The sequence below is a fragment of the Allorhizobium paknamense genome (genome assembly GCF_030815125.1).
In the GTDB taxonomy this organism is placed as follows: domain Bacteria; phylum Pseudomonadota; class Alphaproteobacteria; order Rhizobiales; family Rhizobiaceae; genus Allorhizobium; species Allorhizobium paknamense.
On sequence record NZ_JAUSWH010000005.1, the window covers coordinates 55,942 to 71,984 of the forward strand.

12 protein-coding genes are annotated in these 16,043 nt (G+C 56.8%); 9 read left to right on the forward strand and 3 right to left on the reverse strand.

Annotated elements, in window-relative coordinates:
- Positions 1-126 precede the first annotated feature (126 nt).
- Positions 127-1,146, reverse strand: a complete 1,020-nt coding sequence (locus QO005_RS09675; protein ID WP_307157812.1) for a BMP family protein — start codon at positions 1,144-1,146, stop codon at positions 127-129.
- Positions 1,147-1,258: 112 nt separating this feature from the next.
- Complete coding sequence (atzD, locus tag QO005_RS09680; RefSeq protein WP_307157813.1) at positions 1,259-2,347, reverse strand: cyanuric acid amidohydrolase; 1,089 nt, start codon at positions 2,345-2,347, stop codon at positions 1,259-1,261.
- A gap of 134 nt (positions 2,348-2,481) precedes the next feature.
- Between atzD and QO005_RS09685 the strand changes: the two genes are divergently transcribed.
- The 3 genes from QO005_RS09685 (at position 2,482) to QO005_RS09695 (ending at position 4,227) form a co-directional block, all read left to right on the forward strand.
- Positions 2,482-3,291 (forward strand): IclR family transcriptional regulator, encoded by an 810-nt coding sequence (locus QO005_RS09685; protein WP_307157814.1) that lies wholly within the window; start codon positions 2,482-2,484, stop codon positions 3,289-3,291.
- 80 nt (positions 3,292-3,371) lie between these two features.
- A complete protein-coding gene (locus tag QO005_RS09690; protein WP_307157815.1) occupies positions 3,372-3,722 on the forward strand; it encodes an antitoxin Xre/MbcA/ParS toxin-binding domain-containing protein in 351 nt (116 codons plus the stop codon).
- A gap of 7 nt (positions 3,723-3,729) precedes the next feature.
- Complete coding sequence (locus QO005_RS09695) at positions 3,730-4,227, forward strand: RES family NAD+ phosphorylase (protein WP_307158069.1); 498 nt, start codon at positions 3,730-3,732, stop codon at positions 4,225-4,227.
- A 71-nt stretch (positions 4,228-4,298) separates the two neighbouring features.
- On the opposite strand, the gene QO005_RS09700 is transcribed toward QO005_RS09695, so the two are convergent.
- Positions 4,299-5,198 carry an AraC family transcriptional regulator gene (locus tag QO005_RS09700; RefSeq protein WP_307157816.1) on the reverse strand — a complete coding sequence of 300 codons (900 nt, stop codon included), beginning with the start codon at positions 5,196-5,198 and terminating at the stop codon, positions 4,299-4,301.
- Between the two features lie 199 nt (positions 5,199-5,397).
- Here QO005_RS09700 and QO005_RS09705 point away from each other — a divergent pair, with 199 nt between their 5' ends.
- From QO005_RS09705 to QO005_RS09730, 6 genes are all read left to right on the forward strand, one after another.
- On the forward strand, positions 5,398-6,864 hold the full coding sequence (locus QO005_RS09705) for an alpha-glucosidase/alpha-galactosidase (protein WP_307157817.1): 1,467 nt from the start codon (positions 5,398-5,400) through the stop codon (positions 6,862-6,864).
- Between the two features lie 187 nt (positions 6,865-7,051).
- Positions 7,052-9,139 carry an ABC transporter substrate-binding protein gene (locus QO005_RS09710; protein ID WP_307157818.1) on the forward strand — a complete coding sequence of 696 codons (2,088 nt, stop codon included), beginning with the start codon at positions 7,052-7,054 and terminating at the stop codon, positions 9,137-9,139.
- A 140-nt stretch (positions 9,140-9,279) separates the two neighbouring features.
- Complete coding sequence (locus QO005_RS09715; protein ID WP_307157819.1) at positions 9,280-10,287, forward strand: ABC transporter permease; 1,008 nt, start codon at positions 9,280-9,282, stop codon at positions 10,285-10,287.
- Between the two features lies 1 nt (position 10,288).
- On the forward strand, positions 10,289-11,422 hold the full coding sequence (locus tag QO005_RS09720; RefSeq protein ID WP_370878040.1) for an ABC transporter permease: 1,134 nt from the start codon (positions 10,289-10,291) through the stop codon (positions 11,420-11,422).
- Positions 11,423-11,541: 119 nt separating this feature from the next.
- Complete coding sequence (locus tag QO005_RS09725) at positions 11,542-13,161, forward strand: ABC transporter ATP-binding protein (protein ID WP_370878048.1); 1,620 nt, start codon at positions 11,542-11,544, stop codon at positions 13,159-13,161.
- A gap of 589 nt (positions 13,162-13,750) precedes the next feature.
- Entirely contained in the window at positions 13,751-14,770 is a 1,020-nt protein-coding gene (locus QO005_RS09730; RefSeq protein ID WP_307157821.1) for a sulfotransferase domain-containing protein, read from the forward strand.
- Positions 14,771-16,043 lie beyond the last annotated feature (1,273 nt).

Consider the following 16,043-nt stretch of genomic DNA (forward strand, 5'->3'; position numbering starts at 1 on the left):
CTCCGTTCTAACGATGGGTTTAGAGCGCTTTTCGATCTGATTGAATCAGACCGGCGCTCTAACATCCTGTTTTTTTAGCATAATCTTATCGATCCTCGCTTCGCTCCGGTCGGATTATGCTCTAAACTAGCTACCGCTACGGGCATCCTGTTCGGTGGGGGTGATCTTCAACGTGCCCGAGGCGAAATCTGCGGCCATGGCGTCCACCTCCTTGGCGACCGCTTCGGGAACGGCCGGTCCAAAGGCTTTGTCTGCGCTGTATTTCAGGGAGGCGCCCGTGGTCTTGCCGCTGTCATAGCCATATTGGACGAAGCTGCCGAAGAGCTTGCCTGCCTTGACCTGATCCGCCGTGCTGCCGATCATCGAAGGCCAATCTTCGACGATATTCGTCAGTACGAGATCCGGAGCGATGGCCGTCTGGTCGAAACCACGACCGGTAACATAAACTTTCTTCTCCTTGGCAGCCTGAACCAGACCGGCTTCAGCCGCATTCAGCTTGCCGGTGAGAACGTCTGCGCCATTACCGATCAGCGAGAAGGCTGCTTCCTTCGCCTGGGCCGCGTCTTCCATGTCCTTGATATAGAGAATGGTGACTGCGGCACCCGCCTTGGTGGCGCAAAGCCTGAAGGCTCCCGCCTGCGCGGTGATATTGGGCACGCCCTGCAGACCGTATATGCCGCCGACCTTGTGGGTCTTGCTCATCTTGGCAGCCAGAAGGCCAAGCTGGCAGCCGAACTGCGCATTGTTGTAGTCGATCGACATGACATTCGGCTCCGCGCCCTCATTGCCGCTGACGGCGATGAACTGCGTTTTCGGAAAATCGGGAGCGACCCGCTGCATGGCCGAGACGAAGCGGCCCGAGTGACCGAGAACGATGCCATAGCCCTGGCTGGCGTAATCGCGAACGGCTTCTGCCTCGTCGGCGTCGGCGACATTTTCGGTGTAGGCCGTCTTGAAGCCATGCGGCTCCAGGCTTTTGACGATGGCATAGCCAAGCGCGTTCCAGCTCTGGTCGTTGGCGCTGCCCGGCAGCAGAATGGCGGCCTTGTCTTCGGCTTGAGCCGACGCCAGGCTCAGGCCTGTTGAAAGCATGAGGATAGCGGTCGCCGCCGACAGCCGCCGGCCACGGGAAATCATTCTGGTCATAGCGATAAACCCTCTGTTGGTTCTTATTTTTGCTTCACGCGTCCGGCATCGATATCAACACTCCGACCTGCCGGAGGACGGGCGTGGTCTTTAAGCAGAAAATCTGAACGCTTCAAACCTGAACGATGACCGCGATCGGCGCCTCGCCGGGCATGCATTGATGCTCCGTTCCACCGGATACGAAGATTTTCGCGTCTCCGGTGACGGAGGTGATGACGGCACCCAAAGCGGCACGCGCATGGCGCTCGTAATGGATGTCGGCATCGGAGAGCATGGTGGTGCGCGATCCCCGCAGCATGCCGCCAACCGGGGCTTCCGCCTTGGCGAAGATGGCCTTCACCCGATCCACGGAAAGATCACCGTCGCCATCTTCACCAGCCGCATTGCGAATGGCCGCGTGGACCGCGTGGCTGTCGACCACATCCTTCAGCACCGCATGACCGATCCTCAGGTCACCGCCCGCCTTTGGAGAGTTGCCGAAGAGCAGAACCTCGCAATTGCGCAATTCGCCACCGGCGGAGGTGTTGGCCACGGAGGAATAAAGGTCCATCCGTTTTGCAATGGCTTCATCGCTCAGTGCAGCTTCATCCACTTCGCCAAGGGCAACCGCCACACCCAGCGCCGTTGCGCCGCGCGCATAGGGTTTCGAGCCGTTGGGGTCGCTGGTCACGACTTTCGCCCCACGGCTCGTCGCATCGGCAATGGAGGCTGGGGTCAGAAGCGGACCTTTGACCTGCACGTAGTGCACGTCACGCGGATCATCGATCTCAGCCTCCATCAGCGCATGACGCACAGCCTCAGCCACCGCGCGAACCTCGACCATGGTTCCCACTTCCTCGGGCAGCAGATCGCGGGTGAGTGCAATGCCCATTGCCAGGCGTTTTCCGGCTGCGGGTTCCGCCTCAGAACGGGTAAAGACCGTGGCATGCGGGCTCAGCACACCTTCGGTGCCGCCGGACCAGACAAAGGCGATGCGTTTCGCGACAGCATCCGGCGCAAGATCGAGATAGGTGCCAAGCAGCAGGGAGAGCGATTGGGTGGCAAAGCCGCGCGTAAAGTCGTTTGCGCCACCATTGCCCTCCGTCTTTCCGATCAGGGCGACAATGTCATGCGGATTGATTGTACCATCCTCGATCTGCCGCTTGAGGTCGGAGACGTCACCCGGATTGCCCATCTTGATCTTGTGTACACCAACGCGCATCGGCTGCTCCCTGTTACTTGCCTATATCTTAAGCGCGGCTAAAACCTGTGCAAGTTGATTGGAATAAATTTCACGATGTGGAATGATGCTCCGATCATCCCTTGCAGAAAATACATCAAGACCCGGGAATCCTCATGGAAAAGCAGCGTGTTAAGGAAAGCGGCAGCGTTCAGTCCATCCATCGTGCTCTGACAATCCTGGAGCGGCTGGGTGCTTGTGAAGACGGCCTGACGTTGAAGGAGGTGGCGCTTCAGGTCGCGCTGCCGCCGTCCAGCACGCATCGTATTCTGACGACATTGCAGCGTCAGCGCTTCGTGCGTTTCGATCCGGCAACCATGTGCTGGAGTGTGGGGGTGCAGGCGTTTCTTGTGGGCAATGCCTTTGCCAGATCGCGGGACATGGTGACGCTCGCCATTCCTTTCATGCGGCGGCTGATGGTTGCCAGCGGCGAGACGGTGAATTTCTTCATGCTGGACGGATCGGAAGTTGTCTGCATGGCGCAAGTGCAGAGCCAGCATACGGTACGGGCCATTTCACGCCCGGGCGGCGGGGCGGAAATGCATCGTTCCGCAGCGGGAAAAATGATCCTTGCGCATATGACCGACGAGGAGGTGGCGGCCATTCTCGAACGCAAGGGCATGGCGCGCTATACAGATCATACGATTACCACGCCCGAGGCGCTGCGAAGCGAGCTTGCGAAGATACGCCAGCGCGGCTTCTCGGTTGACAATGAGGAGTTCTCGCTGGGGCTTCGGTGTATTGCGGCACCCATTCATGATGAAACGGGAAGCGTTTATGCCGCCGTTTCCATCGCCGGTCCTGCAAACCGCATTACGGAGGCGCGCACGCAGGCCATGGGGGAACTGGTGGAAATTTGTGCCCGAAGCGTAACCTCTGAATTCGGCGGCTCCGCCAGCAGCCTGGGTTCGGATCACCGGAGATGATAACAGCCGCTCCCTTGAATGCCATGTTTTTTGACGTTATATAACGTCTATGTTCTTGGCTCTACGCGGTGGAGGTTAATATGGGTCTTGCTCAATATGCCGACGACGGACTGTTTGCGCCGCGCAAGATCGCCGATGCGTTTCGAACGACCAGCGAAGAGATCGCCCGGACTGCGGGGCTTGGAAAAGACGCGATCCAGCGGAAGGACCGCCTTCGCTCCGATAAGACCCAGCGCCGCCTGCGGGAAATGATCGAGATCGTCAACAAGGTCGAGCCGCGCTTCGGTTCCGCCCTCATTGCCTATGCCTGGTATCGCTCGGAGCCCTTGTCGGGATTTTCCGGGCAGACCGCGATGCAATTGGTGCGGAACGGCCGCGCCGAGGATGTGCTCGACTATATCGATGCAGTCGACGCTGGCATCCACGCCTGAGCCGCTGATGCATTATCGAGGCAGGCTTTACCGCGCGCTCAATCCCATCTACGCCCACGATCCGCTTTCCGGACGCGGTGCCGAGCTTTACGGCGGACGGTTCAACCCGAAAGGCATGCCGGCGCTTTACACATCTCTCACCGTAATGACGGCTCTGAGGGAGGCCAATCAGATCGGCAGTTTGCAACCGACTACGCTGGTGTCCTATGAGGCGGACATCGAGAGGGTTTTTGACAGCAGGGATGAGACAGCGCTGCGGTCGCAGGGTTTCGATTCCAGCGGTCTGGCCGACCCGACCTGGCGGGACCAGATGAAGGTATCGGGGGAGGCAAAAACCCAGAGGCTTGCCCGTCAACTCATCGAAGCCCGCTATCAAGGATTGATCGTCAGAAGCTTTGCCGCCGGCGCGACGGATGACGATCTCAATCTCGTTCTCTGGACATGGGGCGCGTCACCCCCTTGCCGCCTGACGCTCATTGATGATGAGCAACGCCTATCGCGGTAGAGTATTTCCGTCCGCGATCACTTCTAACTCTCTGTTTCTTCGTACAGCAGTACGCTTTTTCTGGAAGCACTTTAGGAGGCGCGTTGAGGCCGATCAAGGCTTGCATACATGCCGCTTGTGCGGAAGTCGCTGGGGTTGGTGCCATAGAGGCGGCGAAACACCTTGGAGAAATAGTTAGGATCATCAAAACCGCACAGGGCGGAAACTTCCTTGATGGGAATGTCTGCGTTTTTCGTCAGCAGTCTGGCCGCCCGGCGCAACCTTTTCTGCAAGACGAATTCGGCCGGGGGCAGGCCTTCACTTGCTGCAAAAATCCGGGAAAAATGTGCTCGGCTCAGGCCTGCGACCTTGGCCAGATCAGAGACCGAAAGCCGCTGATCGATATTATCCTCGATATAGCTCAGCACATGTTGAAGCGTCCGGTATTCCTGGGCAAAGGTGGGGTGTGAACCGAAAACATCATCGTAAAGAGCCATCGCCGCTTCATAGGCAATGGCCGATGCTGCTCCCGGCGTTTCCCCTTGCGTGATCAGCCGATGGCAGCAATGGGCCAATTGATCGATGGTCGCTGCCTGCAATCTCAGGACCGGTCCGGTAATGGCGAGGATGGAGCGATGAATGCGCAGAGCCTCTTCGCCATTCATCGAGATCCAGAAAAACTCCCAGCGATTGCCGGCTTCCAGCCAGTAGCGATGGCTATGGGGGATGACCACCAGCAAGGTTTCGCCCGGCTTCACCTGCATGGCGCGGTTCTCATACTGCAAGTTGCCGCGTCCGCTGATGGTGTGCTGAAGCACGGTAAAGGGGGCAAGACCTCGCTTGCGTCCGTCCCAGTCGTAAAGACAGTTTTCCCGGATTTCATACCCGCTGCTGGTCGGCATGGTGTGAAGCGTCTGACGCCCGCGCGGCAGTGAGACGGTGCGCATGGCTGGTCCCGCTTGCACCAGCTGATCTAGCACAAAATTACCCATGAAAGCATAATCCTTCTCTGTCGCTCGGCAGGAATATACGCATAATCCACATCCGAGGAGAAGCCGAACCCAGATCTTACACCGCTTTACGCGCCAAAATCGCCGGATTTCCGATGGTTTTCGGGTGTCTCCATGGGATGGGAAGCGGTGGTGAGGCGCGCGTTCATTCAGCTTGAAATTTGCGAGGAGGATGGGACTGATGAGTTTCAAAATCGCTATTATCGGCGCGGGAAGTGTCGGCTTCACGAAGAAGCTGTTTACGGACATCCTGTGCGTGCCGGAGTTTCAGGACGTGGAATTCGCCCTGACCGACATCAGCGAGCATAATCTCGGCATGATCCGGGAGATCCTCGAGCAGATCGTGAAGGCCAACAATCTGCCGGCCCGGGTGACGGCGACGACGGACCGTCGCCGGGCCATTGAAGGGGCACGTTACATCATCAGCTGCGTGCGGGTGGGGGGTCTCGAAGCCTATCGGGACGATATCGCCATTCCGCTGCGATACGGGATCGACCAATGCGTCGGCGATACGATTTGCGCAGGCGGCATTCTCTACGGCCAGCGCAATATCCCGGTGATCCTCGATTTTTGCCGTGATATCCGCGAGGTTGCCGCCCCGGGTGCAAAATTCCTGAACTATGCCAATCCCATGGCCATGAACACCTGGGCGGCCATTGAATATGGCAAGGTCGATACGATCGGCCTCTGCCACGGTGTCCAGCATGGGGCGGAACAGATTGCCGAGGTGCTGGGAGCCTCCTCGGTGAAGGAACTGGATTATGTCTGCTCAGGCATCAACCACCAGACCTGGTTCATCGATCTGCGGCTGAATGGCCGCAAGATCGGCAAGGATGAACTTATTGCGGCCTTCGAGGCGCATCCCGTCTATTCGCAACAGGAAAAGCTGCGCATCGATGTGCTGAAGCGTTTCGGGGTCTACTCCACCGAAAGCAACGGCCATCTTTCGGAATATCTGCCCTGGTATCGCAAGCGTCCCGACGAGATCATCCGCTGGATCGACATGTCGGACTGGATTCATGGCGAGACCGGCGGCTATCTGCGCCACTCCACGGAAACCCGCAACTGGTTCGAGACCGAGTTTCCGCAGTTTCTGGAGCAGGCGAAACAGCCCATCGATCCGGCGCGCCGCTCCAACGAGCATGCCAGTCATATTCTGGAAGCGCTGGAGACCGGGCGGATTTATCGCGGACATTTCAATGTCAGGAATAGCGGGGTGATTACCAATCTTCCCGCGGATGCGATCATCGAGTCACCCGGTTTCGTCGATCGTTTCGGCATCAATATGGTCTCCGGCATCACCCTGCCGGAAGCCTGTGCCGCGACATGCATGGCCTCGATCAACGTGCAGCGCATGGCGGTCCACGCCGCGATTGCGGGCGATATCGACCTTTTGAAACTTGCCGTCCTGCATGATCCGCTGGTTGGCGCGGTCGCCACGCCTGAGGAGGTGTGGCAAATGGTCGACGAGATGGTGGTGGCACAGGCGCGCTGGCTGCCGCAATATGCCGACGCGATCCCGGCTGCCCGCGACCGTCTCAAGCAGGCCAAGGTCAAGACTCGTGACTGGGCAGGCGCTGCCAGGCGGCAGGTGCGCAGCATTGAGGAACTGCGTGCCGAAAAGGCCGGGATGAAGGCTGCCGGCTGAGGGACCGGCAGCCTATCGGGTAAGCACAGGCTGACGCCGGAGGCTCTCGGGATCTGCGGAAGGAGGAGTTCGGCAGATCTTTTCGGAAGGACGAGCGGTGTGCCCGGAGCATCGTTCCGACAAAGCGCACCGCGGCTTTCCGACCGAAAATTCTTAAAAAACAAAACCGATTGGGAGGAAGGACAGGATGCACTATCACGGAAAGATCAATTGGATCGCCGCGCTCAGCCTTGGCGTTTCGGCTTTCGCCTTGCAGGCCCAGGCCTTCGATACCAGTCCGCCACCAGAGCCGCCGCCCTTTCCCGCCCAAGGCAAGATCACCTATGTGGCACGCGATTCCATTCTGGAATTCAAGGCCTTGCCATCCTACAGCGAACCGGCCTGGGTGGCGGATAAATTCGAGAAGACCGGCAAGCTGCCGCCATTGAAGGAGCGCCTGCCCGAGGAGCCGCTTGTCTACAAGATCGCCAACATGCCGGACGGTGCCGGTGTTTACGGCGATACGATGCGCCACGTCATCGGTGGCCGGCCGGAGGGCTGGAATTATATGGCCGGCCAGAGCCAGGGCTGGGGCGGCATCGACATCGCTCTTTCGGAATGCCTGACGCGCACGGCGCCCCTGTTCCAGGTCGACGCCAAGGATACCGAACCCTTGCCCAACCTCGCCAAGGGCTGGGATTGGTCTGCGGACGGGCACAAGCTGACCATGCATCTGGTCAAGGGTGCGAAATGGTCCGACGGCGTTCCTTTTACCGCCGATGATGTGATGTTCTACTGGGAGGATGGCGTCATCGATCCGAATGTCTCGCCGCTCGGCGGCGGTGCTTCGCCGGAAGCCTTCGGCGAAGGGACGACACTCAGGAAAATCGATGATTACACGGTGGAGTGGACGTTCAAGGCGGCCTTTCCCAAGCAGTATCTTTACACCATGGCCTATCCGAATTTCTGCCCCGGACCGGCCCATATCCTGAAGCCGAAGCATCCTAAATATTCCAAGAACACCTATGAGCAGTTCCGGAACGCCTTTCCGCCGGAATATATGAACATGCCGGTGATGGGCGCCTGGGTCCCGGTGGCCTATCGGCCGGATGACATCATCGTCATGCGCCGCAATCCCTATTACTGGAAAGTCGATGAGAAGGGGCAGCAATTACCCTATCTGGATGAAGTGCATTACAAGCTTTCCACCTGGGCGGATCGCGACGTGCAGGCCGTAGCAGGCTCCGGCGACATTTCCAATCTGGAGCAGCCGGAAAACTTCGTGGCCTCGCTGAAACGGGCCGCCGAGCCCAGCGCGCCGGCGCGTCTGGCCTTCGGACCGCGACTGATCGGTTATAGCCTGTTGATGAATTTCTCCGCCAATGGCTGGGGCTCCCCGGACGAACGGGAACAGGCGGTGCGGGACTTGAACCGCAATCTTGAATTCCGTCAGGCGATCACATCCGCCATAGACCGCAAGGCCATCGGCGACAGTCTGGTGAAGGGGCCGTTCACGGCGATTTATCCCGGCGGCCTTTCCTCCGGTACCAGTTTCTACGACCGCAACTCCACCGTCTATTATCCCTATAACCTGGAGGCGGCCAAGGCGGCACTGAAAAAACTCGGGCTGGTCGACACCGACAATGATGGTTTCGTCAATTTCCCGAAAGGTACCGCCGGGGGCAAGAATGTCGAGATCGTGCTTCTCGTCAACAATGGCTACACCACGGACAAGAGCCTGGCGGAAGGGCTGGTGGGGCAGATGGCGAAGCTGGGTATCCGGGTCGTCATCAACGCGGTCGATTCCAACCAGCGTGACGCCGCCCATTATGGCGGGCGGTTTGACTGGGCCGTGCGGCGCAACAGTTCGGAACTTTCCTCCGTCGTCCAGAATACCGAGCAACTGGCCCCTGTCGGTCCCCGCACCAGCTGGAATCACCGCGCCCCGGAGGGCAAGACGCTCGACATCATGCCCTTCGAGCAGCAGATGGCGGATCTGGTGAACCGTTTCATCAATTCGCAGGACAATGCCGAGCGCGTGGATCTGATGAAGCAATATCAGAAGATTTCCACGGAGAACCTCTACACGGTGGGGCTCACGGAATATCCGGGCGCATTGATCATCAACAAGCGCTTTTCCAACATTCCGCCGGGCACGCCCATCTACATGTTCAACTGGGCCGAAGACGCCATCATGCGGGAACGGGTCTGGGTGGCTGCCGACAAACAGGGCAAATACGAACTGTTTCCCCAGCAACTGCCCGGAAAGCCGGGTGACCGAGGCCCGATAGAATAAAGTATGTCCGTCCGGAAATACGAAAAGCACAGAACAAGAGTTCCTCCCTGAGAAAAAGACCGGCCGCGCGTGGTGCGCGGCCGGAGTGAACCCGGGAGGGCCGCATCCGTCGGCTCTTGAATGAAGGCAGAGGGAAGGTCATGCTGCGATTTCTCCTGACGCGGATTGCCTCGGCGGTGCCGGTGCTGCTGATCCTGAGCATCGTCACCTTTGCCATTATCCAGGCACCGCCCGGCGATTATGCCGATTACATCCGCTCGCAACTGATGAACCAGGGCGGTGCTTCCTTCGAACAGGCGGAAGCCCAGGCTCAGGCCTATCGGGTAGAGCACGGGCTCGATCAGCCCATGGTCGTGCAGTATGTGAACTGGATCACCGGCATCGTGACGCGCGGTGATTTTGGCTACAGCTTTTATTACAACAAGCCGGTGGCCGACGTGGTGGGAGAGCGCTTGCCACGCACGCTTGCGCTTGCGCTGGTGTGCCATATCCTTGCATCTTTGCTGGGGATCACCTTCGGCATCTGGGCGGCCACGCGGCAATATTCCTGGATCGATAATCTTCTGTCCGCGGTTTCCTTCCTGGGCATGACCGTGCCGCGCTTTCTGATGGCGCTGGTGCTGGTCTATCTGATGGTCTTTCATTTCGATGTGTCGGAAATCGGCAGTTTCTACTCGCCGCAATATGGCGGTGCGCCCTGGTCCTTTGCGAAGTTCGTCGATCTTGTCAGCCATGTCTGGCCGGTGGTCGCCATCGCGGTCTTTGGCGGGCTTGCCTATAATATGCGGGTGATGCGCGGCAATCTGCTCGATACGCTGAACGCGCAATATATCGAGACAGCGCGGGCCAAAGGCCTGCCGGAAAGCACGGTGATCCTGCGCCATGCGGTGCCGAATGCGCTGCATCCGCTGGTGATGTATCAGGGCGTGGTGCTGCCTTACATGCTGAGCGGCGAGATCGAAACCGCGATCATCTTCGCCTTGCCGACGGTGGGGCCTGCCATTGTCGGCTCCATGGCGGTGGGGGATGTCTATGTCACCGCGACCTTCATGATGGTGCTCGCGGCAACGCTGGTGGTCGGCAATATCATCGCCGACATGCTGCTGGCCCTGCTCGACCCGCGTGTCCGCCAATTCGGGAGGGCGTGAGATGCTGGCCATGGACGAGATCAAGACCGAAGCCGTGACAGACACCCGCCAACGCGCCGCCCACCGCAATGAAAGCTATGCGGCTCTGGTATGGCGGCGCTTCCGCCGCTCCTTTACCGGCATGATGGGGCTCCTCCTCGTGGCCTTGCTGGTGCTGATGGCGGTGTTTGCCGAATTTTTCGCGCCGATGGATCCGCTCGAAACCCATGAAAGCTTTTCACCGCCGCAGACGATCAGCTTTCGCGAGAAGGACGGCAGCTTCACCTGGCGACCGCGTGTCTATGCCAATGCTGAAACCGGTGCGCTCGATCCGATAACCTTTCAACCCGTTATGGGGCCGGATCTCGATCATCCACGATTGCTGGGCTTTTTCGTCAAGGGCGCGGAGTACCGTCTGTTCGGTCTCCTGCCCACCGATCGCCACGTCTTCGGCTCGCTGGATGGCGATCCCGTGCATTTCCTCGGAACGGACAAGTTTGGCCGCGACATTCTCTCGCGCGCCATCCATGGATCTCGGATTTCGCTGGCAATTGCGCTGAGCGTGGTCGCCATCGTGACGATTGTCGGCACCAGCGTCGGGCTTGTCTCCGGCTATTTCGGTGGCGCAGCCGATGCCTGGATCCAGCGCTTTGTTGAAATCGTGCTGGCATTTCCGCAATTGCCGCTCTATCTGGCGCTCACCTCGCTGATCCCCGTCACCGCTCCCACTCATGTGTTCCTGACCTTCGTGGTCGTTGTGATGTCGGCACTGGGCTGGGCGCAGATGTCACGGGAGGTGCGGGGCAAGACGCTGGCGCTGGCGCGGATAGAGTATGTGCGGGCAGCTATTGCGGTTGGCGCGACGGACCGCCGGATCATCTTCCAGCATATCCTTCCGAATGTGATGAGCCATGTGATCGTTGCCGTCACCCTGCATATCCCGACGGTCATCCTGTTGGAATCCTTCCTCGGATTCCTAGGCTTTGCAGTAAAGCCGCCGCTGATCTCCTGGGGCGTGATGTTGCAGGATACCGCTACCTATTCGGTGATCGGCTCCTATCCGTGGATTCTCTCACCCGTTGCCTTCGTGCTCATTGCCGTCTTCGCTTTCAATGCGCTTGGCGATGGTCTGCGCGATGCGATCGATCCTTATTAGAGCATTGTCCTGAGAAAAGTGTAGGGCGGTTTTCCGTTCGGAAATGCGTAAAAACCAAAGGAGAGGCTTTGATGGTTCTGGCACGACAAAGCAGCTTTGCCCCCGAAACCCGGCTGGATATGGCGGATAAGACCGGCTCGCCCATTCTCGATGCCCGGCAAGTGGCGGTGAGCTTCAGGGTGGAGCATGGCCATGTCGAGGCGGTGAAGGACATTTCCTTCCAGCTCTATCCGGGCGAAACCATTGCCATTGTCGGTGAATCCGGCTCCGGCAAGTCAGTCACGGCGCGCACGGTCATGGGGCTTCTCACGAAACGCGCCACGATCTCGCCCAAGACCAGCATCGCCTTCAATGGCCAGAATATTCTGGCATTTTCATCCCGCGCCCGCCGCGCTCTGCGCGGCAACCGCATTTCGATGATCTTTCAGGAGCCGATGAGTTCGCTCAACCCGCTCTACACCATCGGCAGCCAGATCGTGGAAGCGATCCGTGTTCATGCCCGCATGAGTAAGGCGCAGGCTGAGGCGCGGGCGCTGGATCTGTTGCGGCAGGTGCAGATCCCGGAGCCGGAGGCGCGGCTGAAGCAATATCCTCATCAACTGTCCGGCGGGCAGCGCCAGCGCGTGATGATCGCCATGGCGCTCTCCAACGACCCCGATGTGCTGATCGCCGATGAACCGACGACGGCGCTCGACGTGACGGTGCAGGCCCAGATATTGCAATTGATCCGCAACCTGCAGCAGGCCCGGGGCATGGCTGTAGTGCTGATCACCCATGACCTGACCATCGTGCGGAAATTTTCTGACTATGTCTATGTCATGCAGCATGGCGAGATGCGCGAACACAATACCACCGAAGCGCTTTTCGCCAGACCGCAACATCCCTATACGAAAAAGCTGCTTGCCTCGGAGCCGCAGGGCAGTGCCTCGCCTTTGCCCGAACAGGCCGGGCCGCTCCTGACTGCGCGCGGCGTCAAGGTCTCCTTCATGATGCAGCATGGCGGCTTCTTCAAGCCGGACCTGCGTGAACTGGTGGCCGTTGACAGTCTTGGTCTGACGCTCCGGCGGCACGAAACCTTGGGCATTGTCGGCGAATCCGGCTCCGGCAAGACCACCTTCGGCCAATCGCTGCTGCGGTTGAATGAGCCGGTCGCCGCCGAAATCCTGTTCGACGGAGAAAGGGTCGATGGCCGCACGCGCAAGCAAATGCGCCCCTTGCGCGCCCGCATGCAGATCGTCTTTCAGGACCCGTTTGCCTCGCTCAACCCACGCATGACCATCGGCCAGATCATTGAGGAGGGGCTGATCGTCAACGCAATCGGTCAAAGCCGTGCCGAGCGGGTGGAGCGGGTTCAGGACGCGCTGCATGCCGCCGGCATGCCGGTCGATATCCTGTCGCGCTTTCCGCACGAGTTTTCCGGTGGCCAGCGGCAACGCATCGCCATTGCCCGGGCAATTGCGCTGGAGCCGGAATTCATCCTGCTGGATGAACCTACCTCGGCGCTGGACCTCTCCGTGCAGGCGCAAATCATCGAGCTTTTGCGCAAGCTGCAGGACGAGCGCGGCCTGAGCTACCTCTTCATTTCCCATGACCTCAAAGTGGTGCGTGCACTCTGCCACCGCGTCATTGTCATGCAGCATGGCCGGATTGTCGAGGAAGGCTCCGTCTCGGACGTGCTTTCCAACCCGCAAACCGACTACACCCGCAAGCTGGTGAGAGCCGCTTTCGAAATTGCCTGACGCAATTTGAGCGCCGATCTGATTGAATAATACGAAGAGTCATTGAAAATGACTCTTCGTATTCCCCTTTTCGAATATCTCAAGCCCCTGATGCATTTGAGATATTCGAAATTCTTTCAAGGCGAGGATGCGTTAGCATCTTCGAGCCTTGGTATAAAATGGGCGCTCTTACCTTTTCTTTTTGAAACACGCCCTTGACGCTTTTCTTTTGCTCCCTAAAAGAAAAGGGGTGCCACTTGTATTTCTTTGAAATATATACCGATATTTTACTTATTTATTTTCTAAATAAGCGTGATGTGTAATGAACACAAATTTGTGTTTTCGGCGCCCGATCTGGCATATTGCGCGATCAAGTAAAACGTGACCATCTATTTGCATGCTCATGTAACAGCGGATATTCATTCTGCTGGTGTTGCAGCATCCACAAATTGTACTTCACGCTGATACATCCTCTCTGCAGTCATGAACGCGTCCCGGGCTTTTGATGCTCCGACGCATTGAGCGTGGTGGTTGATCACCGTGCTGTCGGCCTTTGTCTATCTTTCAGAAACAGCGTTTTTACAGCTCTCGTGGGAGGAGTATTGTGAATATGCGCGATGAGTCGTTGACGCTTGACGTGCCTGCGCCCGATCCCTGCGATGCGGATCTGCTGGAGCAGGCGCCGGTAAAGGCTGAGACCGGCATGGTTGGCCACAAACGACGGACTGTTGCACAGCCACCCCAGCAGAATATCATCTGGATCGCTTCCTATCCGAAATCCGGGAATACCTGGGTGCGGATCTTCGTTCACAACCTCCTGCGGGAATTGCGGGGAGAAACCGAAGGCACCCAGAACATCAACGATCTTGGCCGCTATGCCATCTGGGAGCACAGCTATCCCCACTATAGTCAGGTTCTGGGCAAATCCCCGCAGACCGCAAGCCCTGCGGACTTGGCCAGGGCCCGGCCTGAGGTGCAGGCGCTGATTTCCCGGCAACAGACCGGCCTTTCGCTCACCAAGACGCATCTTTGCTTCGGAACGGATCATGGCGTGCCAACCATCAACCTGTCCGTCACACTGGCTGCCATCTATATCGTCCGCAATCCCCTGGATGTGGCGATTTCCTATGCCCACCATTGCGCACGCCCTGTAGATGCCATCATCGCCGACATGGCGCGCCCCGGATTTCGCACGATACCGACGGAGAAACATGTCGGCGAATTGCTGGGAAGCTGGAGCCAGCATGTGGCGAGCTGGATGGGGATCTCATCCCGGCCCGTCTATATCATGCGTTACGAAGACATGCTGGCAAACCCGGTGCGCATCTTCGGCGGGCTTGCCAGTTTTCTCGGCTTGCGCCCCACAGGCCCGCAACTGCAAAGGGCCGTGGAGAAATCTTCCTTCTCCGAACTGACAAGACAGGAGAGCGAGCATGGTTTCAAGGAAAAGCCCAAGCACGCCGAGCGTTTTTTCCGGGAGGGACGGGCAGGACAATGGCAACAAGCTCTCTCTGCCGCCCAGGTGCAAATGGTGCTGAGGGAGCATGCACCCATGATGCAGAGAATGAACTATCTGGCGCCAACTGCGGGTGTGACTATGGAAGGTAGCGCAAGGTCTCATTCTGCTTGATACTTAAATCCAGGGCTTGATATTGCCAATATTTACGCCCCTTTGTCTAGTGCGCCTGTTAATCATGGGAGGAAACCTGGATAAAAATGAGTGAAATTGGGAAAATCCATCAACAAAAAATGGAAAAATTGAATATATTTTCTATTTTAATGGCCGCAAATATATTTTTAGAGTCGATAATCGGATTATTTTGCATTATTTCTCCATTGTATTTAATTAGGAATATTTATTACTTGAAATTTTTTAACTATATAATTGGTTATAGTCGAATTAATAGCTTAGCTTATATGGAATCAGTTTCTGTCGGATATGGCTACAGGTTCCAGTTGGCAACAGATATATCTTTATTTCTGACGGCAATAATGGTCTTTTTATTTTTTATTTTTTGTATTTTGTCTATAAAATACAAAAAATACAATTTTTTTTATCGTAAAAAAATAGATTCTATTGTATTTTTAAAAATGTTTTTGTCGGTCTTTTTTATTTACTTTGTGGCTTATATAAATTTGTATTTTAACGTAAATTACGATGAAGTCCCTAATTACTTTGTAAAAGTAATAATGAAATCACAATGGGCGCCATTTGTTTCGTGTTTGTATTTTTCTTTTTTTTATTTTGTCTTGATTACGACTTTAAATGCTATCTTGACGGCAATTATTCGCGGAGAGGATCGCGGCAATGGGACCGAATAATGCATCACGAGAAAGCAGCAATTCTTCTCGTTCGCCTAGCGGAATTTCAGACGAAATTAATGCGATTTTTAACTTCACCATAAACCTAACATCACAAATACTATCAGAGCAGGGATATAAAAATATATCTTCAGGCTATGGTAATGCTTTGGGTTGGACTGTGAATGCCGTTGGGATTATTTCAGATATTAATAATAAAAATATTTCTGACGATAAAAAATTAGATAAAATAAAAGAAGATGTTTTTGGCGATGTTAGCGGTCAGTTAGGTGGCATTGTCGGAGGAGTTGCTGGTGGTTTCGTCCTATCTATATTCGGTCCAGTTGGGGCTTCTGCAGGAGTTGTATTAGGATCTACCCTTGGAGGGTACGGATTTCAAAAAGGTGCGGAGTATTTATTTACGCATCCAGATATTTTCCTGGAACGCAATTGGACGGCTTATGACGCTGATATTGGCGATCCGAGTCCTTATCGCAGGACCGATCCCGAGTACGGTGTCGTTTATTCAGGATATGCGGGCTCGGATACAGGGTATGCCACACCTGCAGAACGTGGGCCTGGCCCCGGCATGGACGTTCAAG

Excerpts from the sequence above, each read along its gene's own strand:
- QO005_RS09690 (WP_307157815.1), top strand. The coding sequence starts at position 3,372 with ATGGGTCTTGCTCAATATGCCGACGACGGACTGTTTGCGCCGCGCAAG.
- QO005_RS09725 (WP_370878048.1), top strand. The coding sequence starts at position 11,542 with ATGGCGGATAAGACCGGCTCGCCCATTCTCGATGCCCGGCAAGTGGCG.
- atzD (WP_307157813.1), bottom strand. The coding sequence starts at position 2,347 with ATGCGCGTTGGTGTACACAAGATCAAGATGGGCAATCCGGGTGACGTC.
- QO005_RS09675 (WP_307157812.1), bottom strand. The coding sequence starts at position 1,146 with ATGACCAGAATGATTTCCCGTGGCCGGCGGCTGTCGGCGGCGACCGCT.
- QO005_RS09695 (WP_307158069.1), top strand. The coding sequence starts at position 3,730 with ATGCATTATCGAGGCAGGCTTTACCGCGCGCTCAATCCCATCTACGCC.
- QO005_RS09700 (WP_307157816.1), bottom strand. The coding sequence starts at position 5,198 with ATGGGTAATTTTGTGCTAGATCAGCTGGTGCAAGCGGGACCAGCCATG.
- QO005_RS09710 (WP_307157818.1), top strand. The coding sequence starts at position 7,052 with ATGCACTATCACGGAAAGATCAATTGGATCGCCGCGCTCAGCCTTGGC.
- QO005_RS09730 (WP_307157821.1), top strand. The coding sequence starts at position 13,751 with ATGCGCGATGAGTCGTTGACGCTTGACGTGCCTGCGCCCGATCCCTGC.
- QO005_RS09715 (WP_307157819.1), top strand. The coding sequence starts at position 9,280 with ATGCTGCGATTTCTCCTGACGCGGATTGCCTCGGCGGTGCCGGTGCTG.
- QO005_RS09685 (WP_307157814.1), top strand. The coding sequence starts at position 2,482 with ATGGAAAAGCAGCGTGTTAAGGAAAGCGGCAGCGTTCAGTCCATCCAT.
- QO005_RS09705 (WP_307157817.1), top strand. The coding sequence starts at position 5,398 with ATGAGTTTCAAAATCGCTATTATCGGCGCGGGAAGTGTCGGCTTCACG.
- QO005_RS09720 (WP_370878040.1), top strand. The coding sequence starts at position 10,289 with ATGCTGGCCATGGACGAGATCAAGACCGAAGCCGTGACAGACACCCGC.